23 protein-coding genes are annotated in these 20,236 nt (G+C 62.9%); 17 read left to right on the plus strand and 6 right to left on the minus strand.

The features are described 5' to 3' along the window. The first annotated feature begins 2 nt into the window (after positions 1–2). The 16 genes from proB (at position 3) to HMPREF2978_RS09330 (ending at position 14,024) form a co-directional block, all read left to right on the plus strand. Complete coding sequence (gene proB, locus HMPREF2978_RS09255) at positions 3–1,163, plus strand: glutamate 5-kinase (protein ID WP_246818759.1); 1,161 nt, start codon at positions 3–5, stop codon at positions 1,161–1,163. Next, complete coding sequence (locus HMPREF2978_RS09260) at positions 1,163–2,092, plus strand: D-isomer specific 2-hydroxyacid dehydrogenase family protein (RefSeq protein WP_070745147.1); 930 nt, start codon at positions 1,163–1,165, stop codon at positions 2,090–2,092. Before proB ends, HMPREF2978_RS09260 begins: the two co-directional genes overlap by 1 nt. A 15-nt stretch (positions 2,093–2,107) precedes the next feature. After that, complete coding sequence (locus tag HMPREF2978_RS09265; protein ID WP_070745149.1) at positions 2,108–3,013, plus strand: D-isomer specific 2-hydroxyacid dehydrogenase family protein; 906 nt, start codon at positions 2,108–2,110, stop codon at positions 3,011–3,013. Further along, a complete protein-coding gene (locus tag HMPREF2978_RS09270) occupies positions 3,013–3,519 on the plus strand; it encodes a DUF1707 SHOCT-like domain-containing protein (RefSeq protein WP_070745151.1) in 507 nt (168 codons plus the stop codon). The genes HMPREF2978_RS09265 and HMPREF2978_RS09270 overlap by 1 nt, the downstream gene beginning before the upstream one ends. Positions 3,520–3,595: 76 nt before the next feature. Beyond that, a complete protein-coding gene (locus HMPREF2978_RS09275; RefSeq protein ID WP_070525725.1) occupies positions 3,596–4,864 on the plus strand; it encodes a glutamate-5-semialdehyde dehydrogenase in 1,269 nt (422 codons plus the stop codon). A gap of 836 nt (positions 4,865–5,700) precedes the next feature. Continuing rightward, entirely contained in the window at positions 5,701–6,606 is a 906-nt protein-coding gene (locus HMPREF2978_RS09280; protein WP_070745152.1) for a cutinase family protein, read from the plus strand. A 9-nt stretch (positions 6,607–6,615) separates the two neighbouring features. Then, entirely contained in the window at positions 6,616–7,473 is an 858-nt protein-coding gene (locus HMPREF2978_RS09285) for a cutinase family protein (protein ID WP_070745154.1), read from the plus strand. Next, entirely contained in the window at positions 7,466–8,083 is a 618-nt protein-coding gene (nadD, locus tag HMPREF2978_RS09290) for a nicotinate-nucleotide adenylyltransferase (protein ID WP_070519506.1), read from the plus strand. The genes HMPREF2978_RS09285 and nadD overlap by 8 nt, the downstream gene beginning before the upstream one ends. A gap of 93 nt (positions 8,084–8,176) precedes the next feature. Further along, positions 8,177–8,644, plus strand: coding sequence for a ribosome silencing factor (gene rsfS, locus HMPREF2978_RS09295; RefSeq protein WP_070565180.1), 468 nt, complete (start codon positions 8,177–8,179; stop codon positions 8,642–8,644). After that, the gene (locus HMPREF2978_RS09300; protein WP_070525732.1) at positions 8,641–9,339 is read left to right on the plus strand and encodes a histidine phosphatase family protein; all 699 of its coding nucleotides are present in this window, start codon (positions 8,641–8,643) and stop codon (positions 9,337–9,339) included. Before rsfS ends, HMPREF2978_RS09300 begins: the two co-directional genes overlap by 4 nt. Continuing rightward, complete coding sequence (locus HMPREF2978_RS09305) at positions 9,339–10,127, plus strand: DegV family protein (RefSeq protein WP_010190864.1); 789 nt, start codon at positions 9,339–9,341, stop codon at positions 10,125–10,127. Before HMPREF2978_RS09300 ends, HMPREF2978_RS09305 begins: the two co-directional genes overlap by 1 nt. A gap of 85 nt (positions 10,128–10,212) precedes the next feature. Then, on the plus strand, positions 10,213–10,815 hold the full coding sequence (locus tag HMPREF2978_RS09310; protein ID WP_070565183.1) for a ComEA family DNA-binding protein: 603 nt from the start codon (positions 10,213–10,215) through the stop codon (positions 10,813–10,815). Then, the gene (locus HMPREF2978_RS09315; protein WP_070745156.1) at positions 10,812–12,062 is read left to right on the plus strand and encodes a ComEC/Rec2 family competence protein; all 1,251 of its coding nucleotides are present in this window, start codon (positions 10,812–10,814) and stop codon (positions 12,060–12,062) included. Before HMPREF2978_RS09310 ends, HMPREF2978_RS09315 begins: the two co-directional genes overlap by 4 nt. After that, positions 12,059–13,006 carry a DNA polymerase III subunit delta gene (gene holA / locus HMPREF2978_RS09320; protein ID WP_070745158.1) on the plus strand — a complete coding sequence of 316 codons (948 nt, stop codon included), beginning with the start codon at positions 12,059–12,061 and terminating at the stop codon, positions 13,004–13,006. The genes HMPREF2978_RS09315 and holA overlap by 4 nt, the downstream gene beginning before the upstream one ends. Positions 13,007–13,017: 11 nt before the next feature. Beyond that, complete coding sequence (locus HMPREF2978_RS09325; protein WP_070745160.1) at positions 13,018–13,386, plus strand: ankyrin repeat domain-containing protein; 369 nt, start codon at positions 13,018–13,020, stop codon at positions 13,384–13,386. Continuing rightward, on the plus strand, positions 13,383–14,024 hold the full coding sequence (locus HMPREF2978_RS09330) for a LysE family translocator (RefSeq protein ID WP_070525741.1): 642 nt from the start codon (positions 13,383–13,385) through the stop codon (positions 14,022–14,024). Before HMPREF2978_RS09325 ends, HMPREF2978_RS09330 begins: the two co-directional genes overlap by 4 nt. Here HMPREF2978_RS09330 and HMPREF2978_RS09335 read toward each other — a convergent pair. The 4 genes from HMPREF2978_RS09335 to HMPREF2978_RS09350 form a co-directional block, all read right to left on the minus strand. Continuing rightward, on the minus strand, positions 14,021–15,199 hold the full coding sequence (locus tag HMPREF2978_RS09335) for a type II restriction enzyme (protein WP_246818758.1): 1,179 nt from the start codon (positions 15,197–15,199) through the stop codon (positions 14,021–14,023). The genes HMPREF2978_RS09330 and HMPREF2978_RS09335 overlap by 4 nt on opposite strands. Then, positions 15,192–16,001 (minus strand): DNA adenine methylase, encoded by an 810-nt coding sequence (locus HMPREF2978_RS09340; protein ID WP_070525744.1) that lies wholly within the window; start codon positions 15,999–16,001, stop codon positions 15,192–15,194. Before HMPREF2978_RS09340 ends, HMPREF2978_RS09335 begins: the two co-directional genes overlap by 8 nt. After that, on the minus strand, positions 16,002–16,265 hold the full coding sequence (rpsT, locus tag HMPREF2978_RS09345; protein WP_010190855.1) for a 30S ribosomal protein S20: 264 nt from the start codon (positions 16,263–16,265) through the stop codon (positions 16,002–16,004). A 118-nt stretch (positions 16,266–16,383) separates the two neighbouring features. After that, positions 16,384–16,905 carry a type II toxin-antitoxin system PemK/MazF family toxin gene (locus tag HMPREF2978_RS09350; protein WP_070447893.1) on the minus strand — a complete coding sequence of 174 codons (522 nt, stop codon included), beginning with the start codon at positions 16,903–16,905 and terminating at the stop codon, positions 16,384–16,386. An 18-nt stretch (positions 16,906–16,923) separates the two neighbouring features. Between HMPREF2978_RS09350 and lepA the strand changes: the two genes are divergently transcribed. Continuing rightward, positions 16,924–18,771 carry a translation elongation factor 4 gene (gene lepA, locus HMPREF2978_RS09355; RefSeq protein ID WP_070745165.1) on the plus strand — a complete coding sequence of 616 codons (1,848 nt, stop codon included), beginning with the start codon at positions 16,924–16,926 and terminating at the stop codon, positions 18,769–18,771. Between the two features lie 222 nt (positions 18,772–18,993). Here the strand turns inward: lepA and HMPREF2978_RS09360 are convergent, their stop codons facing one another. Together HMPREF2978_RS09360 and HMPREF2978_RS12880 are read right to left on the minus strand one after the other, a co-directional pair. After that, positions 18,994–19,203, minus strand: a complete 210-nt coding sequence (locus tag HMPREF2978_RS09360) for a hypothetical protein (protein ID WP_070745168.1) — start codon at positions 19,201–19,203, stop codon at positions 18,994–18,996. A gap of 448 nt (positions 19,204–19,651) precedes the next feature. Then, the coding region (locus HMPREF2978_RS12880; protein ID WP_143342283.1) for an HNH endonuclease signature motif containing protein at positions 19,652–20,236 on the minus strand (585 nt) is incomplete at its 5' end.

The raw sequence follows: 20,236 nt of genomic DNA on the forward strand, positions 1-20,236 counted from the left end.
ATATGGACTATCCGGAAACGACCACGCTGTCGGAAAAATCCAGCGGCTTCTCCTCACCCCTGCGTGAGGAGATCTCCAAAGCCAAGCGCATCGTCATCAAGATCGGCTCCTCCTCGCTGACGCGCGATGACTTCGTGACCTCGACGGAGAAGATTGACAAGATCGTCGATGCCGTGTGCGCCCGCATGAGTGTCTCGGACATCATTATCGTCTCCTCTGGTGCGGTGGCTGCGGGCATGGGCCCGCTGGGCCTGACCACGCGCCCCACCGACTTGGCTACCAAGCAGGCAGCCGCCGCGGTGGGCCAGGTCCACCTCGCCTACGAGTGGGGCGTGTCCTTTGCTCGCTATAACCGCACCATTGGGCAGGTGCTGCTGACTGCGTCGGACGTCGGCAAGCGCGATCGCGCACGCAATGCCCAGCGCACCATTGACCGCCTGCGCCAGATGCGCACGGTGCCCATCGTCAACGAGAACGACACCGTCGCGACCTCCGAGATGCACTTCGGTGACAACGACCGCCTGTCTGCGCTCGTGGCCAACTTGGTCGGCGCGGATGCTCTCTTCCTCTTCTCCGACGTGGACGGTCTCTATGACAAGAACCCGGCGGAGCCCGATGCCAAGTTCGTGGAGGAGGTGCGCACCGGCAAGGACCTCAAGGCGGTCGTTGCCGGCGATGGCGGCAAGGTCGGCACCGGCGGCATGGCCACGAAGGTCTCGGCTGCCCGCCTGGCCACGCGCGGCGGCATTCCCGTGCTGCTGACCTCGGCCGATAACATCGGGCAGGCGCTTGACGACGCCTCCGTAGGCACCGTCTTCCACACCCGCGAGGAGCGCCGCCTGTCTGCTTGGAAGTTCTGGGCTCTCTACTGCGCGGATACCGGCGGATCCCTGCGCTTGGACGAGGGCGCCATGGAGGCCGTAGTCCGCGGTGGAAACTCCCTGCTGGCCGTGGGCATTACCGACATTAAGGGCGAGTTCAACGCCGGCGAGATCGTGGACATCATGGGCCCCAAAGGCCAGGTCATCGGCCGCGGCGAGGTGGGCTATGACTCCACCACGCTGCACAACCTGCTGGGCAAGCACACCGATGAGCTGCCGGAGGATATGCGCCGCCCGGTTGTCCATGCCGACTACCTGTCCAACTTCGCCTCCCGTATTTAATGCGTTATTTCATGGGCCCCGACGTGTGGGCGGCAACCGTGGCAGATATCGACGCCGCCGGGCACGAGCGTGTCGAGAGCTTGGAGGACGCCGAGGTCTTTGTGAATACCGCCTCGGACCCGGCGCAGACCCCGGAGATCCCCGAGAACATCAAGTGGGTGCAGTACTGCTTCACCGGGGTTAACCGGCACATCGATGCCGGGCTCATCCGGCGGGATGGCCTGCCGTGGTGCAACTCCGCCGGCGCTTTTGCTAAGCCCGTGGCGGAATCTGCGCTGGGGCTCATGCTCTCCCAAGCGCACCACCACAAGGCTTTCGCCCTGGCGAAGTCCTGGTCGGTGGCGCGTGAACTCGATGAATCCCAGGCTTGGCTCTATGAGCAGCAGGGGCCAACGCGCGTGCTCATCGTGGGCGCGGGAGGCATCGGCAAGCAGCTCATGGCCTACCTCGCGCCCTTCGGTGTACACATCACCGCGGTGAACCGCTCGGGCCGCCCGGTAGAGGGAGCAGACGTGACGTTGCCCATCGAGCGCGTCGACGAGGCCTGGTCTGAGGCGGATTTCGTCGTGAGCATCCTGCCGGCGACGGCCGCCACGGAAGCTTTCTTCGACGCAGCGGTGTTCCGCGCCATGAAGCCTTCGGCGGTATTCGTCAACGTCGGCCGCGGCAGCACCGTGGTCACGGACGATCTCGTGGAGGCCCTGCGCTCCGGCGAGATTGCCGGCGCGGGCCTAGAGGTCATGGACCCGGAGCCGCTCCCGGATGGCCACCCGCTCTACGATCTACCCAACGCCACGCTGACGCCGCACATGGCGGCCTCGGATCACGTGGCCCAGTACCACCTGGGTGCTATCTTCAATGCCAACGCCGCCGCGTGGGAGCGCGGCGAGGACATGCCCACGCGCGTCGACCCGGACGCCGGCTACTAGTTAAGGAGGATATGCATGAAGTACGCCATCGAACCGCACCCCTGGGAGGAAACCATCAAGGTGCTTGACGCCGCGGGCTTTGAGCGCGCCCCGCTAGATGAGGCCTCCTTCCTCATCTACACCGGCGACGGCAGCGATTTCCCGGACCCGCTGCCGGAGAATATTGGCTTCGTGCAGATTCCTTCGGCGGGCGTGGACCACGTGCTTGAAGTGATGAAGGGGAGCAGCGTGCCGTGGTCGAACGCGGCCGGTGTCTATGACAACACGGTGGCGGAATCCACCATCGCGCTACTTTTGGCGCAGCTACATGCGCACCGCCGCGTCAACGGCACGTTTGATTCCTATGCAGAGATGGAGGCGCACACTTCCTACCTCTACGACGACAAGACGGTGGCCATTATTGGCGCCGGTGGCATTGGCAAGCGTCTGATCAGCATGCTCTCCGGTTTTGGGCCGCGCATCATTGCGGTCAACCGCTCCGGCAACCCGGTCGAGGGCGCGGAGGAGACTTACCCGATTTCCCAGGTCGACAAGGTCTGGCCGCAAGCAGACTACTTCGTGCTCATCGCCCCGCTGACCCCGGAGACCCGTCACATGGTGGACGCGGAGGCATTTAAGCAGATGCCGGATCACGCGGTCGTGGTCAACGTGGGCCGCGGACCGCTCATCAAGACGGAGGACCTCGTCGCGGCACTGGAGGCAGGCGAAATCGCGGGTGCGGCACTCGACGTCACCGACCCTGAACCGCTGCCGGAGGACCACCCGCTGTGGCAGGATAAGCGCGTGGTTATCACCCCACACATTGCTAATACGCAGCGCTCCGTGCGCGAGAAGATTGGCGCGCACACCATCAAGGTGGCCAAGGCTTTCGCGGCGGGGGACAAGCTGCCTACTCTGGTTGACCCGAAGGCAGGCTACTAATGGAGAACCCCGATATCCGTGTTGGTGATGCGGAGCGCTCTGAGGCCCTGGAGCAACTGAGCCAGCACTTCGTCAACGGTGCGTTGGGTCCCGATGAATTTGAGCAGCGCACCGGCGAGGCTGCCGCGGCGCGCACGCGCGGAGACGTCGAAAAGCTCTTTGCGGACCTGCCGGAGCTTTCCACCCCACGTGCTTCGGCACCCGCCACCCCCCACGAGGCGGAGCTGGAGGATATGCTCTCCCGCGGGCGCAAGGTGCAGATAGTGGATTCCGTCATCTGGTCGGTGGCGATGATCGCCCTCTTCCTTGGGCTTTTTGTCTTCGACTGGAGCTATTTCTGGATCTCGCCCGTCATCGCGTTCTTCGCTTCCTGGGCTGCGCGCGGGGTACTGAAGTTCAGCGAGTCGGATGAAGAACTCTTCGATGAGCTTTCCGAAGGGGAAAAGAAAAAGCGCGCCGAGCGCCTGCGTGCCGCGGCGGAGCGCCGCCGCGAACTTGGGGCCTAAAACTGGCGCTCATTAAGAACCCATAGCTGCACAGAATCCCTGACAAGCGGGCAGACCTTCCGTACGCTGGTATGGCATGAGCAACACCGAACGTGAAGAAGTTCTGTCCAAAGCCCGCGCCGCCAAGGCGGTGGCGCCACAGTTCGCGCAGCTGCCCACCCCGCGCAAGAATGAAATCCTCAACCGCGCTGCCGAGAACCTCATCGCGCACACTGAGGATATCCTTGCTGCTAACCAGCTTGATATCGAGGCCGGCCGCGCCAACGGTATGTCCGAGTCCCTCATCGACCGCCTGTCGCTGGACGCCGACCGCATCGAAGGCATTGCCGGCGGCCTGCGCCAGGTAGCTTCCCTCCAGGACCCGGTGGGGGAGATCCTGCAGGGCCGCACCATGGATAACGGCATTCAGATGAAGCAGGTTCGTGTGCCACTCGGTGTAATGGGCATGGTCTACGAGGCCCGTCCGAACGTCACCGTCGATGCCTTCGGCTTGGCCCTCAAGTCCGGCAACGTGCCGCTGCTGCGCGGTTCCAAGTCCGCGAAGAACTCCAACGCCAAGCTCGTGGAGCTCCTCCAGGACACCCTCGTGGAGTTCGATCTGCCGCGCGAAGGCGTGCAGCTTCTGCCCTGTGAGACCCACGATTCTGTGCAGGACCTCATCACCGCCCGCGGCCTGGTGGACCTGGTCATCCCGCGTGGCGGCGCGCGCCTTATCAACGCCGTCGTGGAAAACGCCACCGTCCCCGCCATCGAGACCGGTACCGGCAACTGCCACTTCTATGTTGATGCCTCCGCCGACCTGGACAAGGCCATCGACATGGTCATCAATGGCAAGACCCGCCGCACTTCGGTGTGCAATGCCACGGAGGGCGTTCTGATCGACGCCGCGCTGGACGACGCCTCCAAGCTCCGCATCATCACCTCCCTTCAGGAGGCAGGGGTTACCATCCACGGCGATGTGAAGGAGCTTGAGGCCTTCGGTGTCAAGGACGCCGTGGAGGCAACCGACGAGGAGTGGTGCGAAGAATTCCTCTCCATGGATATCTGCGCCAAGGTGGTCGATGGTGTCAACGGCGCCATCGCGCACATTGCCGAGTACACCACCGGCCACACCGAAGCCATTGCCGCCCAAGATGCTGACGTGCTGCTGACCTTTGCTAACGAGGTGGATGCCGCAGCGGTCATGCTCAACGCCTCCACCGCGTTTACCGACGGTGAGGTCTACGGCATGGGCGCTGAAATCGGCATCTCCACCCAGAAGCTGCACGCGCGCGGCCCGATGGCGCTGCCGGAGCTAACGTCCACCAAGTGGGTGCTGCAGGGCACCGGCCAGACCCGCCCTTAGAGGCAGCTAGAAAAGCTACTCGAAAGCTACTCGAAAAGAATTTTTCGAGGTTGACCTGCGCAAAACAATCTACTCGAAAACTTTTCGAGTAGATTGTTTGCCTTGCGCGAGGTTCGTGCTGCACGCCGGGGGAGCACTGGGTCCTCTAACCCGACTTAGGACATAGGTGGGTGAGCAACGTCATTCTTGATACTACTACTTGGTGCTGTTCGGCGGTGGGGTGGGATTGTTCCGCACTACATTGCCCTCAGTCAGGAGGGCGTCTCGCAAAAGGCATCTGGCAGAAGGCATCTTTGGGTCCAAAAACGCCATCTGCAATGAGTAAAAGGCGTTTTTAGCCGTGAAAACGCCTTATGGCAGATGCCTTTTGCCAGACGCCTTTTGTCAGATGTCTCCAGCATGTCGATGGAGGCATGCAGACGTTGCGCGTTGCGAGGGGAGCAAAGAAGGTAATTCATTTCGCGAAGATACGTGCAGTGTTTTACGGAAACGGTCGTTGTGACCTGACTTAAGTCTTGGATGGGTGGGCAACGTGACTCTTGACACTGTTACCTGGTGGTTTTCGGTGGTGGGGTGGGATTGTTACACGCTACATTGGCCTAAATCAGGTGACGTCTACCAAGTGGGTGCTCTAATGCACTGGCCAGACGCGCCGCTGGAGGCTACTCGAAAGCTACTCGAAAGGAATTTTTCGAGCCTGACCTGCGCAAAACATCCTACTCGAAAACTTTTCGAGTAGATTGTTCGCCTTGTGTGGGGTTCGTGCTGCGCGGCGGGACAGGACTGGGTACTCTAAAGCGCGGTAATAACAAAGAACTGATTGGTGCCTTCCTCTCATGCTGTCCCGCATTGCTTCCTCCGTCGCCGCCGCCGTCGTGGCCGCAGCCGCCCTCATCGTCCCCCACACCATTTCCGCCCCCGCCGCGCATGCCGACGAACAGTGCCCCGCTGTGGTCGTCGTCGCCGCGCGCGGTTCCGGCCAGAACGGCCAGATCTACCCCACGCAGTACTCCAACCAGGGTGGCCGAGCCTCCAACGGGTGGGAAGGAGAATCCATCCGCGCCATGCTTCAGGGTGCTGAAGCACGCTATCAGGCCACACACGGTGGCAACTCGCTGATGAAGGACGTCTACGTGTTGGGGCTGGAGCCGCAATACTACCCGGCGACCTACCCGGAATACTCTGTTCCGAACGAGTCGGTTCCGAACACCGCGGCTGACCTCGTGCGCCTGGCCACGCAGTACGCCAACCCGGTCATCAACACCGCGGTCTCCGCCATCAACCAGTTCATGTACTCCGTGCAGACCGGCAATCGTGGCGCGACCAGCGCGATCAACAGCTATGAAGCCGCCACCGGTTGCCACCCGCAATACATCCTGTCTGGCTACTCCCAGGGCGCCATGATCCTGTCCAACCACGAGGTGGAACTGGCCCACCGCGGTCAGCTCGCAGGCGTCGTGACCTTTGGCAACCCGCTGACCCGCGCAGGGGACCCGGCCGTCGTCGGCGCAACCCAGGGCGCGGGTGGCCCGATGGGCTACTTCCCACAGATGCGCGCCAACGTCAGCCGCGTAGACTACTGCCTGCCGCTCGACGCAGTGTGCGACCTCTCCGCCCAGACCCTCTACGCCGCTAAGCCCACCGGCGGCTCCCATAGCCAGTACTTCTTCACCAACCACCAGTGGGATAATCAGGTCTACGATTCCATCGGCCGCATGGTAGATGGCGTCCGTTTCCGCTAAACAGAAAGAATGAAGTCTCTTTCTTTTCGTGTTTCCTGTGTAGCTGCCGCCTTTGGCACGGCGGCGTCCCTTCTCAGCGCGCCGGTGGCGTCGGCGAGCGGCGTTGAAGCCTGCCCCGAGACCGTGGTGCTCGTCGCACGCGGTTCGGACCAGAACGAGGAGCAAGGCGAGTACGTGGGCCCGCAGCGCTACTCCGAGCGCGCACCAGAGTCTACGGGCTTTGAAGGGCGCAACTTTGCTGCCCTGTTCCACAAGGTAGAGCAGCGTCATCCGGGCGCTATGGAAGGCGTGTACGTGCTGGCGCTGGATTCGGAGGCCTATCCGGCCGCCATGAACCTGCCGCCTTTGGCGCAGGAGGGCGAGGACTTAAGCCCACTTCAGCTGATGCAGCGGGCATTCGGGATTCTCCAGCAGCACTCCCTCGGGGAAATGGCATATTCGGTCACGTTCGGGGCCATCGATAGTTTGCGTACCGGTGCCCGCAACGCACCGAAGGTGGTGGACAACTATGAGACCACCACCGGTTGCCACCCGAGGTGGGTAGCCGCCGGCTACTCGCAGGGAGCGCTCGTCGCAACGAGCGTGGAGGGCTATTTGGCCGAGACCGGGCGCCTGCACGCCATGCTCACCTTCGGTAACCCGCTTCACCAGGTCCCGTGGGCTAAAAACCGCGCCGGGCTCCCTGGGAACCGCTCTGTCGATTACTGCCTCGACGGTGATTTCGTATGCGATTTTTCCCTCGGCGCCGCCAACCGCGCTCTAGCCACCAAGGCGGAGCGTCACGCCTCCTATTTCTTGGGGGAGTCTTCCGAGCAGGACGTGCAGGTCATTGACGCAGTGGCCGGTATACTCACCAGCCATGACTAGTCCACAACGCATTGGCATCATGGGTGGCACCTTCGACCCCATCCATAATGGTCACCTCGTCGCCGCCAGCGAGGTAGCTCACCGCTTCCGCCTCGACACGGTGGTCTTCGTCCCCACCGGTCAGCCCTGGCAAAAAGCCGATAAGCAGGTCACCGCCGCCGAGCACCGCTACCTGATGACCATGGTGGCCACGGCGTCGAATCCGCGCTTTACCGTCTCGCGTGTGGACATTGACCGCGAGGGGCCCACCTACACCATCGATACGTTGCGTGATTTGCGCGGAATTTTCCCGGACGCCGAGCTTTACTTCATCACCGGCGCGGATTCGGTGGCCTCCATCATGAGCTGGCGCAACTGGGAGGAGATGCTGGAGATGGCCCACTTCGTCGGTGTGACCCGTCCCGGCTATGACCTGCGCAAGGACATGCTGCCGCAGGATTCCCAGGATGATATCGAGCTGATTGAGATCCCCGCCATGGCCATTTCCTCCACCGATTGCCGCGCCCGCGCCCAGCAGGGCCAGCCGGTGTGGTACCTCGTTCCGGATGGGGTGGTGCAATACATTGCCAAGAACCACCTCTATAGCCCCCACCCGGAAAAGCCCCTGTAGCCTCCGCGCATTCTCGGGGAATTCGACTAGGAAAATGAGCCTTGTCGTGTAACACTAGAGATCTTAAGAAAACGTACTTGTGTAGGGATTGTCATGTCGATTACTGATGAAGCACGCCAGATGGCGGAAACCGCCGCCTTGGCTGCGGATGAAAAGCTGGCCACCAACATCGCCGCTATTGACGTTTCCGACGTGCTGGCGATTACCGAGGTCTTCGTCTTGGCCTCCGCTGATACCGAGCGCCAGGTGGGGTCCATCGTGGAGGAAGTCGAAGACGAGCTGACCAAGAAGGGCTTTGAACCCAAGCGCCGCGAAGGCAATCGCGAGAACCGGTGGGTCCTGCTGGACTATGGCCCCATCGTGGTCCACGTTCAGCGCAATGATCAGCGCGAGTTCTACGGTCTGGACCGCCTGTACCACGACTGCCCGCTTCTCGACATCCCCGGCGTGGACACCCCGGAACGCCCCGGCGAGTGGTCTAATGAAGTCAACCCGCGCGACGTGGACTCGATCGATGAGATTCCCCTGGCCCAGCCAGAGCCGGAAGACGACGAATTATGACCCGCCGCCTCCTCCTCATCCGCCACGGCCAGACCACCTACAACGCCACCGGCCGGATGCAGGGGCACTTGGACACCGAGCTTTCGGAAGCTGGCCACTCTCAGGCCCGTGCCGCCGCCGACCTGCTGGAGGGCAAAGACATCACCGCGATCGTCTCCTCGGATCTCATCCGTGCCCGCGATACCGCCGAGATTATTGCTCGGCGCTTGGGGCTTGAGGTGTCCGTCGATAAGCGCCTGCGCGAAACCCACCTCGGTGAGTGGCAGGGGATGACCTCCGCTGAAGTAGATGAGCAGTTTCCCGGGGCGCGTGCGCTGTGGCGCCACGACCCCACCTGGGCCCCGCCGCAGGGCGAAAGCCGTGTCGACGTGGCTAACCGCGCGCGCCCCGTTATTGATGAGCTCATGCAGAGGCACCCGCAGTGGGACGAGGGAGCGGTGCTCGTCGTCGCGCACGGCGGCGCTATCTCCGCGCTGACCTGCCATCTTTTGGGCCTTGAGCACCACCAGTACGGGATCCTGTCCGGTCTGAAAAACACCCATTGGTCGCAGCTGACCGCGCGGCCCGAGTTCGACGCCGCTCGTCCGCTCTCCCCGCTGGAATTCACCCCGGAGAACGTCAGCCGTGCCCAGTGGTACTTCGACGGCTGGAACATGGGTGGCGCTGTCGTTGGTGGTGCAGGGGCGGACGTCTAGTGATTCGCGTCGTCACCGATTCTGCCGCGGGCTTGCCGGCGGATATCGTCGAGGAGCTCGACATTTGTGTTGTCGATCTGCACGTCATGGAAAGCCACGGCAAGGACGGCGCGGAGCTGTCCACCTCGGGTCTGACTGCCCTCGAGCTGGCTGCGTTGTATGGCCGTCAGATGGAGCGCTCCGGCGATGATGGGGTGCTGGCCATCCACCTGTCGAAGGAGCTGTCCTCGACGTGGTCAGCGGCGGTGACTGCCTCTGGCGTTTTCCCGGACACCGTGCGTGTTATCGATTCTGGCACCGCCGGCATGGCGATGGGCGCGGCCGCCATGGCGGCGGCCAAGCTTGCCCAGGAAGGCGCCTCACTCGACGAATGCTATGCCGCAGCCATCAACACCCTTGAGCGCGGGCACACCTGGGTCTATCTCAACTCAACGGAGGAGCTTCGCCGTTCCGGGCGCATGTCTGCGGCCACGGCGATGCTGTCCACCGCCCTGCTGGCCACCAAACCCATCATGGCTATCCAAGGCGGCAAGCTGGAGATGGTGGGCAAGACCCGCACCCAAACCAAGGCCTTTACCAAGCTCGTGGACCTGGTGGCCTCCCGTGCGGAGGGCAATCCGGCGTTCATTGCGGTGCAGTACAACGAGGATAAGGTCTCGGCCCGCCGGCTGGAGGACCTGCTGCGCTTGGCGCTGCCGGATTCCTCTTTCATGCTGGTGCCGCTTACCGACGTCCTCTCCGTCCACGTCGGCCCCGGAGCCATCGGCGTCTCCGCGGTCTTTAGCTGACGTTGTTGATGCCTTCAACAAGTTATCCACAGGCTGCGGCTTGAGCCCTCGACGGGGGTGAAGGCGCTTACGTAGCGTCGCGGGCATGAATGCCATTGCTGATCGCCTCCGTGACCTCACCCGCCCGACAGGCGAAGAAGAACTGCTCAACGTCGATTTCCCGCGCGTGCGCGTGCCACCCTGGCTGGCGCTTGTCGCGGCGGGCGTGGCCGGCGTCGCGCTCCTGGCCTGGCTGGGGATGAGCCGTAGCGCGGAGAACCCCTATGAGGTGGCCGCGCCGAGCAGCGAGGTAGCGGCCGATATCGTGGTCTCGGTCGTAGGTGAGGTAGAGCAGCCCGGGCTGGTGACCTTGGCGCCGGGCGCGCGCATCAACGACGCCCTCGAGGTGGCGCGCCCGCGCGTGCCCACCGATAACCTCAACCTGGCGCAGAAGCTTAACGACGGCGAGCAGATCACCGTCGGCGGCCCACCCAACGCCCCAGAAACCGCGGGGGAGGGGCTGGTGTCCCTCAACTCTGCCAGCGAGGAGGAGTTGACGGAGCTGCCCGGCATAGGGCCGGCCACGGCTGCGGCGATTATTGCGCACCGCGAGGAGGTCGGCAGCTTCACCACCGTGGAGCAGCTCATGGACGTCTCCGGTATTGGTCCGGCGAAGTTTGCGCAGCTGAAGGATAAGGTCCGTCCGTGAGGGAACTGCGGCTCGTGCCCGCCGCGGTGGTGGCGTGGTTGGCCACGCTCGCCGTGCTTTTCGGGCATCCGTGGCTGTTGTGCGGGCTCGTGCTCTTCGCTTTCGCGCGCGGTCAGTGGCGCGGCCAGGGCATCCTGTGCGCGGCGAGCGGAGTCATCTTTGCCACCCTGGCTTTTGTGCGCTCGGTGCGTGCAGCGGGCTTTCACTTTGGTACGGAGGTGACGGGAAGGCTTGCCGCAGATCCTCTGCAGACGGCATCCGGGTGGATGGTGCGCCTGCGCGTGCCGGGCTACCCGGCGCAGCTGCCGGTCTTCCTCAAAGAAAAACCGGAGGCCTTCGGTGGCTCGCTGGTGACGGTGCACGGCCACCCCGGCCCCTCGGAGCAGGTCGGGGTAGGCACAACTGTCTTTAGCGGCGAGCTCACCGCGCACGCCCACAGCTGGACCGCCGCGGTGGCGGAAAACTTCCGCGCCGTGTGCGATAACGGGCTGATCCCCGGCATGGTGCTGGGCGATACTAGCCTGCAAAGCCCCGAGGATCAGCAGCTCTACATCGACACTGGGCTCTCGCACTTGAGTGCTGTGTCCGGCTCCAACGTGGCCATCGTGTGCACTGCAGCCGCGTTGGTGGTGTCGGGGCAGCGGGTGCGGGTGGGGGCGTCGGCAAGCGCGTTGGCGTTATTCGTAGCGCTGGTGGGGTGGGAGCCCTCCGTCCAACGCGCCACCGTCGCCGGGCTGGCGGGGCTGGTGGCGGTGCTGAACTCTTCGAGGATGGAGCCGCTGCACGCGTTGTCCCTCGGGGTGCTCTTCCTGCTGGCGGCGGATAGCGACCTAGCCGTCAGCTTCGGCTTCGCGCTCTCCGTGGCGGCCACCGCCGGCATCGTGGTGCTTAGCCCCCTGTTGCTGCGGGTGCTGGGGACTGGCATCGTTGCGCGTGCCTTCGCCGTGGCCATTGCCGCGGATATCGTGACCATGCCGCTCATCGCGTTGATGACCGGGCGTGTCTCGGTGGTCTCTGTCATCGCCAACGTGCTGGTGGCGCCCGTCGTGCCGGTCATCACCGTCGTGGGGCTCATCGCCGCCGCGCTTGCACAAGTGGGGCTGGGCAGGCCGCTGGTTATCCTCATTGAACCGCTGGCGGACTGGATCCACTTCGTCGCCGCGGCCATGCCGGTGACCACCGTGGCGGCGGGGCCCATTGCGATGCTCCTGCTTGGCGGGTGGGTCATTGCGGCGTTGCTAAGATGACAGGCATGTCTTCAGCCCCCGTGCACCTCATCCTCGGCGATGATGAATTCCTGGCCGAGCGCGCCCGCCTGAGTATCCAACACGGCGAGGTAACCAAGCTCAAGGCCTCCGAGGTGAGCGAAGGCGAAATCCTGGAAGCGACGAGCCCTTCGTTGTTCGGGGAAGACCGCGTCATCGTCATCAGTGACGTGGAGAGGGCCGGCAAAGAGGTAACCAAGATCCTTCTCGACGCCTGCGCCAACCCCATGCCCGGCATCACGCTCATCCTGATGTACTCGGTGACGGCGAAGACGCTGAAGAAAAAGAAGAAGCCGCCGGAGCTCATCGCGGCGCTGCGCAAGACGGCCGAGGTGCATGAGGTCTTTTCGCTATACCCGAACGAGCTCGCGCAGTGGGCTACCCGTGAGTTCGCCTCGCACGGGGTGCGGCCTACACCGGATGTGGTGCAGGCGCTTCTCGACGGTGTTGGCTCCGACCTCCGCGAACTGGCCTCCGCCATCTCGCAGCTGGTCTTCGACACAGGCGGCAAGGTGACCCGTGAGGCGGTGCACGCGTACTACGTGGGCGTGGCCGAGGTGGCCAACTGGGATATCGCAGATGCTGCTGTGGCTGGCCGCGTGGAGGCGGCGGTTTCCACGTGCCGCCGAGCGCTGCAGTTGGGGGCGAGCCCGGTGGCCATCGCCTCGGCATTGGCTAACAAGGTGGGCAATATCGCGCGGCTCTACTCCGCGCGCGGTGACCAGTACTCGCTGGCCTCCCAGACCGGCATGGCGCCCTATGCGGTAAAGCTCACGCAGCCCGTGGCGCGGCGCTGGTCGGGGGAGAATATCACCAAGGCCGTCATCCTCATGGCGGAGCTGGATGCCGCGGTCAAGGGGCAGGGGGGCGACGAGTCCTTCGCCATCGAGGCGGCCGTTAAACGGGTGGCGGAGCTGGCGCGCTAGACTAACCCTCCATGGATGATATCCAGAACTTTGCCACCAAGCTTTTTGATTTTGCCCGCAACGGCGATGCCACGCTGCTCGAGTACATCCAGCAGGGCGTCAACGTGGACATGGTGAACCAGGACGGGCAGTCCTTCATCATGCTCGCCGCCTACCACGGCCACGCGGAGCTGGTGCGCCAGCTCGCTGCGGCGGGGGCCGACGTCAACCTCCTCAACGATCGCGGCCAGTCGCCCTTGGCTGGGGCGGTTTTTAAGAAGGAAGACGCGGTGATCGACGCCCTTCTCGACGCCGGCGCCGACCCCTCCGCCGGCCAGCCTAATGCCCTCGACTCGGCCCGCATGTTTGGACGCGAGGACCTTCTCGAGCGCCTGTCATGAGCTGGTCCGCGTTCGCGGCCATTCTCCTGATGAACCTCGTCGGTGCGGCAGCGCCCGGCCCCGACATCGTCTTGGTGACGCGCTATGCCACGCGCTCGCGCCGCCACGCCATTGCTGCGGCGACGGGCATCCAGGTGGGCGTGCTGTTTTGGTGCACGTTGACCGTGTTCGGCGCGGCCGCCCTGCTCACCGCCTTCCCTGGCGTCCTCTCGCTGATTCAGGTGATCGGTGGCTGTTTCCTGGTGTTCATGGGCGTGCTCTCCATTCGCTCCGGGTTGGAGCTGCGTAAGCAGCCGCCGGTGGATGAGGAGGAGGCCGCCGCGCGCTTGGGCTCGGTGGGCAAGGTCTTCCGCACGGGGTTGGCCACCAACCTGTCCAACCCCAAGATCGTGCTCTTCCTCGCCGCCATGGTCGCCCCGCTGCTGCCGCCGCATCCGCCGGTGTGGATTTCTGTGGCACTGGTGCTGAGCCTGTCGCTGTCGAGCTACCTGCTCTTCGTCTTCCTCTCGACGGTGATTTCCACTCGCGCGATTCGCCGCCGCCTCCTGGCCGTGGGCCCGTGGATTGATATCGCCTCCGGCGTTTTCTTCGTGGTGGCTGGCTGCGCCTTGGCGTGGGCCGGCATTCAAGCCACCTAAGCCTGTGCGAGGAGCTCCGCCAGCCACTGCGACCACGCCGCGACCGTGCCGGAACGGCGGCGCAGGGTCGTGTCATTGAGACCCAGGTTGGCCGCGCGCATGAAGACCATCGCCTCTTCTTTATTCACCGCTCGGCGGCTAGTCACGACGTGTTGCACCATGTCCCGGAGCACCGGTCGGGAAGCCAGCGCCTCGATGAGGGTGAGGTTGCGTTCATCGCGCGTGCCGCTGAGCTTCGTCAGGCCCAAGTAGAGGGCGGCGTTGGTGTAGTAATCAGCCTGGCGCGGGGTAAATCCGAATTTCTCGGGCATCTCCGCTTTGGCCACTGGGTTCTCCAGTAAGCTGATGACCCGCGCAAAGGAATCCGCCTGGGGGAAAGGAACGCGCGTGCCCTCGACCTGTGTGCGCGCCAGCACCGCGCGCACCGTCGCCTCAGTCACGCCAGACTCGCCCAAAACATAGCGCGCCGCGCTGACCAGCTCGATGCTGCGGAAGTCCTCCGGTTGCCTAAACACGTAGCGGTAGAAGTGGAAGATGCCGTTGGAATACACCAGGTACACCGGCACCACCTCTTTGTCCAGAGCCAGCGAGAAGCGGCGGAAAGGGAAGTAGAGCTGGCGGATGTTGAAGTCGGGGGAGAGGTGATTCTTCGCCTCTACGAGCACGAGGTGCTCGGCGGATTCGAAGCCAGCATCGATCTCCATCTGGGCGCGGTCCACCACCACGTCGCGCCCGCCGATACGCATGGGCAGCGTGAGCGTCGACATGCGTCCGCTGACCGTCGGCACCAGCTCACCGCCCAGGAAATCATCGAGCATCCCGCTTAAGCTCGCCGCGGTGAGTGCCGCTGCCTCCGAGGTCAGGTTCTCGAAGTCAATGGATTGGATGTGTCGCGGAACCGGCATCGACTTCAACGGCCCAGCCTGCTCCGGGAAAGGCTGGTACAGGTCAAAGCGGCCAATCAGGTAGGCATCGCGGCGAATCGGCAGCATGGACAACCCGTGCTGGCGAAAGACCTCGGGGCGCGCGGCGGAAAAATCATGCTTAGCCATCAACCGCGGCTCGCGGCCGGAGAGCTCCTTGAGCTTCGCGGCGGGCAACACCGCAAAGCCCTGAGCCGCGATGTCGGCGGCGAGGTGGGGATAGACACGGTCCCAGGCGGCGTCGTTAAGCATAATTGCGCACGAGCACCTCATCGACCTTGCCGCGCTTCGACGCCACGGAATTCACCGCGCGCGTAGCCCCCACGATCTCGATGAGGTAGTCCGCGTACAGCTCCTTGATGAAGTCCGTCGCCGAATTCGATAGCAGGAACTTCACCCCGCGGGCGTTGAGGTCGTCGCAGGTTTCCTTCAACCGAATCTGGTCCGCGCGCCCAAAACCACCCGACTGGTAGCCGGTGAAATTACTCGTGGGGTTGACAGGATCATAAGGCGGGTCGAAGTAAACGAAATCCCCCTCGTTGGCCTCCACCGCCGCATAGTCGCCGTTATAAAACGTCACGTCGTGGGTGGACAAATACTCCGAAACCGCGCGCAGATTGGGTTCATCACAAATCTTCGGGTTGGCATAGCGGCCAAATGGGGCATTGAACTGGCCGGCGTTATTCACCCGATAAAGCCCGTTGTAGCAGGTCTTATTCAGATAAATCGTGCGGGCAGCCCGTTCGACGGGGCTCAAGTGCGCAAAACCCGGCTCGCGGTCGCGGGCGCGCATCTCGTAGAAGAAATCCGAATCATTCGGATAGCCCTTTAACAGGGCGATGAGCTCGTCCACGTTATCGCGGACCACCTCGTAGACGGTGATGAGCTCGGTGTTCAGGTCATTGACCCGGGCGCGTTCGGGCGCCAAAGAAAAAAGAACCGCTCCGCCGCCCAAGAAAGGCTCGACATAAGTGTCGAAGCTCTCGGGCAGCACGGAGTGGATAACGGGCAGCAGTTGGCGCTTTCCCCCCACCCACTTCAGGAGCGGTTTCATTTAGGCCATCTTGTTGAAGGCGGTGGCCATGCCGGACTTCTTGTTAGCCGCGGTGTTGCGGTGGAAGACGCCCTTGGACACGGACTTGTCCAGTGCGCGGGAAGCAACGCGCAGCTGCTTCTCAGCGGCAGCCTTGTCGCCAGCGGCGACGGCCTCGCGGAACTTGCGGATCTCGGTACGCACGGCGGAGCGTACGGACTTGTTGCGCTGACGAGACTTCTCGTTGGTCAGGATGCGCTTCTGCTTGGACTTGATGTTTGCCATCGATATACCTCTTAGAGTCGTAGGAATTCTTTACCGAGGAAGGCGGACCCAAGGTCCTGACCGCCAGCGTGCCCCGGCATCCCAAAAAATTTAGCAGGGCGTGGGCTTAATTCCCAAATCACGCCCAGTGATAGCGGGAGCGCAGGCGGTTGGCAATGCGCTCGAAGCGCCGCTCTGGGAAGAGCGTGCCCTGTCGGCGGCATTGTTCCTCGGAGATTTCCAGCACGCGGTCCATCCGCACCCAGCACTGCCGGCCAGATTCATCCCATTCGCCGGTGCCGATATCGAGCCATTCTTCCTTGTTCGCGTGGCCCGGGTTGGAGGAGATAAGCAGGCCCAGCACGGTGGTGCGCGTGCGCGAAACAATCAGCACGGCGCGCTCACGCGGCGGGGACTGCTTGCCATCCGAGGGCGCCCATACCCACACGACCTCCCCGGAGTCCGCCTGCCCGTCCATGTCGGGGGTGAAGAAAACGCTGCGCGGGTGGGCGTCGGCACACTCGACGCGAATGTCGGCGGCTTTGCGGGGCTCCGTCACGGAATCATTCTGGTTTAGCCCTAGGCCTTCGGTGATGCGCTCGAGACCGACGTCGACAGGCTCGGGGCCTCCGATACCGAGAATGCGTGCCAACCTAGACATGTCGTCTATTCTAAACACATGTCTACAAACTTCGCGGCCACTACGTTTACGGATCCGTCCAAGATCCGAAACTTTTGCATTATCGCCCACATCGACCACGGCAAGTCGACGCTGGCTGATCGCATCCTGCAGTTGTCGCAGGTGGTGGAGGAGCGCGACATGCGCGACCAATACCTCGACAACATGGATATCGAGCGTGAGCGCGGCATCACCATTAAGGCGCAGAACGTGCGCCTGCCCTGGATTCCTCGCTCCGGTGAGTTCGAAGGCCAGGAGATCGTCATGCAGATGATCGACACTCCCGGCCACGTGGACTTCACCTATGAGGTTTCGCGCGCGCTCGAAGCCTGTGAGGGAGCCATCCTGCTTGTCGACGCCGCCCAAGGCATCGAGGCCCAAACCCTGGCCAACCTCTACCTGGCTATGGAGAATGATCTGGAGATCATCCCGGTTCTCAACAAGATCGACCTTCCCGCGGCTGACCCGGAGAAGTATGCCCTGGAGATTGCCCATATCATCGGTTGCGAGCCGGAGGAGGTGCTGCGCGTCTCTGGCAAGACCGGCGAAGGTGTGCCTGAGCTTCTGGATAAGGTGGCGGAGCTCATCCCGGCGCCGTCCTCCGAGTTTGGCGATGATGCCCCGGCCCGCGCGATGGTCTTCGACTCCGTGTATGACACCTATCGCGGCGTGGTGACCTATATCCGCATGATGGATGGCAAGCTGACCCCGCGGCAGAAGGTCACCATGATGGCTACGGGGACGAACCACGAGCTGCTGGAGGTGGGCATCGTCAGCCCCACGATGCAGAAGTGTAAGGGCCTGGGCCCGGGCGAGGTGGGCTACCTCATTACCGGCGTGAAGAACGTGCGCGAGACCAAGGTGGGTGACACGATTACATGGGCGTCGAATGGCGCGAGCGAGCCGCTTAAGGGCTACGCTGACCCGAACCCGATGGTGTACTCCGGCCTGTTCCCAATCTCCCAGGCGGACTTCCCGGACCTGCGTGACGCGCTGGAGAAGCTGCAGCTTAACGATGCCTCCCTCACCTTCGAGCCCGAGACCTCCGTAGCCCTGGGCTTCGGCTTCCGTTGTGGCTTCTTGGGCCTGCTGCACATGGAGATCACGCGCGACCGTCTGGAGCGCGAGTTCGGCTTGGACCTGATTTCGACAGCACCTTCGGTGACTTACCGCGTGGTGGCGGAGGACGGCGAGGAGTCGATGGTGCACAATCCGTCGGACTGGCCTGGCGGCAAGCTCCGTGAGGTCTACGAGCCGATTGTGAAGATGACCATCATCGTGCCTGAGGAGTTCGTGGGCTCGACGATGGAGCTGTGCCAGTCCAAGCGCGGTCAGATGGGAGGCATGGACTACCTGTCTGAGGACCGCGTGGAGTTGCGCTACACCATGCCGCTGGGCGAAATCATCTTCGACTTCTTCGACATGTTGAAGTCCCGCACCAAGGGCTATGCTTCCCTCAACTACGAGGAGGCCGGCGAGCAGCTGGCGGACCTGGTGAAGGTGGATATCCTGCTCAACGGTGATCCGGTGGATGCCTTCTCTGCGATTGTGCACCGCGATTCCGCGCAGTGGTATGGCAATAAGATGACGAAGAAGCTCAAGGAGCTCATCCCACGTCAGCAATTCGAGGTGCCCGTTCAGGCGGCGATTGGTTCGAAGATCATCGCGCGTGAGAACATCCGCGCGATGCGCAAGGACGTGCTGGCCAAGTGCTATGGCGGCGATATTTCGCGTAAGCGGAAGCTGCTGGAGAAGCAGAAGGCCGGTAAGAAGCGCATGAAGTCCATCGGCTCCGTTTCGGTGCCGCAGGAGGCCTTCGTCGCGGCGCTGTCCACCGACGCTGAATAGGGGGACCGTCGCCAAGCATGGCACCGGGCCTGCAGAACCATTAGCGCGGCCACGGCCGACACTAAGGGGGCACTGTGCACTGCTGGCGCAGGCCCCACGCCTACGCACTGGCGCAGGTTCACCCCCCGCCCCAGCTGGATCTTGGGGCGATTAGCACGATGCCGCCTGAACTACGTCTGAGGATGACAGGGGCCGAAAGCTACTCGGCTCGCCGTACGATGCTTATTCGGCATTGAATGAGTAGCTGCCGGTGAGCTGGTTGTGGATTGTCACCGAGTAGTTCTGGCCGTTGGCGTTGGCACCTTCGATCAGCATGGCGAGCTCTTGGGCGTTGTAGTGGCGGCTTAAACCCAAGTACGGGATGAGCAGGAGGAAACCGCCCACGACTGCAATAGCGGTGACAATCTTCCACGCACTTACTGGGTTGGTCACGAATAGCCCTTTCTTGGGTAAGAGTGTTTCCTGCAGTTACAAACACGATAACAAGCGGAACAGCGCGTCTTGTCCCTTAAAGGGGCTGTGGGTGCACCCACAGCATGGGGTCAGTGGAGGCGTTTACCGATATCCGCGTCAACCATCTTCCAATCGTTGGGTGTGCTGTCCCTAGGATCGCCGAGTTCCCCGTCAGTCTGGCCTCGGTTGGCGGGTCTCGTTCTTTAAGAGCTTAAGAGTTCCGGTACTCCCACTGCATTTTGTGGCACATTACCCGTGGTCAGGGATCGCCGAGTTCCCGCGTACCTTGTTGTGGTTTGTGGGTGGTGTTGAACTGAAGGATCGCCGATATGCCCGCGAACCTTCCTTCGGATGGCGGGTGGCGGTGTTGTCGCGGGTGGTGAGCCGTTTTCCTTTCTGCTTGTTCTGTGCTGGGTGGCGGCGGGGGTTAGCTGCTGTCGGGTGGTGGGTCTGGTGGTTGGGTTGGCGGTTTGTCTGGGGTTTGACCCGGTGAGCCTTGGGCTGGCGCTGTGACCTGTGTCTTTGTGATTGTTTTCTCGGTGTTGAGTCTGGTTAGTGCTTCTTGGTATTCCGGCATTGCGGTGATTGGTGCTCCCCAGGGTGGGATGAAGCTGACTCCGGTGTTGAGTCGGTACATGTAGCCGCGGCCAGTAGGCCTTTGTGGGTCATCATCATTGATCCCGTTGTGGTAGGCGCACAAGAACGTCAGATTCTTGATGTTGGTGTAGCCTCCCGCCTGCCACGGCACCAAATGATGCACCTGGCAGTAGTCTGCTGGTTTATTGCACCCGGGCCTGGAACACGTGTGGGATTCGGCGTGGAGGGTGAGGCGTTGGTTGAGGTTTGCTCTACGTTCTAGTCGCCAGGTGTTGATGGGCCCGTCGAGGGGGTGGACGAGGGTGGCGTAGCCGATTTCGGCAAACTTGTGGGTAAGAAATTCTTTGCCGGTCATGTGCGCGCCGTTGGTGAGGTTGAGCTCTATTTCGTCCCCGTCGCCGTTGATGATCTGGTC

The organism is Corynebacterium sp. HMSC074C01, assembly GCF_001814605.1.
In the GTDB taxonomy this organism is placed as follows: domain Bacteria; phylum Actinomycetota; class Actinomycetes; order Mycobacteriales; family Mycobacteriaceae; genus Corynebacterium.

Excerpts from the sequence above, each read along its gene's own strand:
- proB (WP_246818759.1), top strand. The coding sequence starts at position 3 with ATGGACTATCCGGAAACGACCACGCTGTCGGAAAAATCCAGCGGCTTC.
- HMPREF2978_RS09260 (WP_070745147.1), top strand. The coding sequence starts at position 1,163 with ATGCGTTATTTCATGGGCCCCGACGTGTGGGCGGCAACCGTGGCAGAT.
- HMPREF2978_RS09265 (WP_070745149.1), top strand. The coding sequence starts at position 2,108 with ATGAAGTACGCCATCGAACCGCACCCCTGGGAGGAAACCATCAAGGTG.
- HMPREF2978_RS09270 (WP_070745151.1), top strand. The coding sequence starts at position 3,013 with ATGGAGAACCCCGATATCCGTGTTGGTGATGCGGAGCGCTCTGAGGCC.
- HMPREF2978_RS09275 (WP_070525725.1), top strand. The coding sequence starts at position 3,596 with ATGAGCAACACCGAACGTGAAGAAGTTCTGTCCAAAGCCCGCGCCGCC.
- HMPREF2978_RS09280 (WP_070745152.1), top strand. The coding sequence starts at position 5,701 with ATGCTGTCCCGCATTGCTTCCTCCGTCGCCGCCGCCGTCGTGGCCGCA.
- HMPREF2978_RS09285 (WP_070745154.1), top strand. The coding sequence starts at position 6,616 with ATGAAGTCTCTTTCTTTTCGTGTTTCCTGTGTAGCTGCCGCCTTTGGC.
- nadD (WP_070519506.1), top strand. The coding sequence starts at position 7,466 with ATGACTAGTCCACAACGCATTGGCATCATGGGTGGCACCTTCGACCCC.
- rsfS (WP_070565180.1), top strand. The coding sequence starts at position 8,177 with ATGTCGATTACTGATGAAGCACGCCAGATGGCGGAAACCGCCGCCTTG.
- HMPREF2978_RS09300 (WP_070525732.1), top strand. The coding sequence starts at position 8,641 with ATGACCCGCCGCCTCCTCCTCATCCGCCACGGCCAGACCACCTACAAC.
- HMPREF2978_RS09310 (WP_070565183.1), top strand. The coding sequence starts at position 10,213 with ATGAATGCCATTGCTGATCGCCTCCGTGACCTCACCCGCCCGACAGGC.
- holA (WP_070745158.1), top strand. The coding sequence starts at position 12,059 with ATGACAGGCATGTCTTCAGCCCCCGTGCACCTCATCCTCGGCGATGAT.
- HMPREF2978_RS09325 (WP_070745160.1), top strand. The coding sequence starts at position 13,018 with ATGGATGATATCCAGAACTTTGCCACCAAGCTTTTTGATTTTGCCCGC.
- HMPREF2978_RS09330 (WP_070525741.1), top strand. The coding sequence starts at position 13,383 with ATGAGCTGGTCCGCGTTCGCGGCCATTCTCCTGATGAACCTCGTCGGT.
- HMPREF2978_RS09335 (WP_246818758.1), bottom strand. The coding sequence starts at position 15,199 with ATGCTTAACGACGCCGCCTGGGACCGTGTCTATCCCCACCTCGCCGCC.
- HMPREF2978_RS09340 (WP_070525744.1), bottom strand. The coding sequence starts at position 16,001 with ATGAAACCGCTCCTGAAGTGGGTGGGGGGAAAGCGCCAACTGCTGCCC.
- rpsT (WP_010190855.1), bottom strand. The coding sequence starts at position 16,265 with ATGGCAAACATCAAGTCCAAGCAGAAGCGCATCCTGACCAACGAGAAG.
- HMPREF2978_RS09350 (WP_070447893.1), bottom strand. The coding sequence starts at position 16,905 with ATGTCTAGGTTGGCACGCATTCTCGGTATCGGAGGCCCCGAGCCTGTC.
- lepA (WP_070745165.1), top strand. The coding sequence starts at position 16,924 with ATGTCTACAAACTTCGCGGCCACTACGTTTACGGATCCGTCCAAGATC.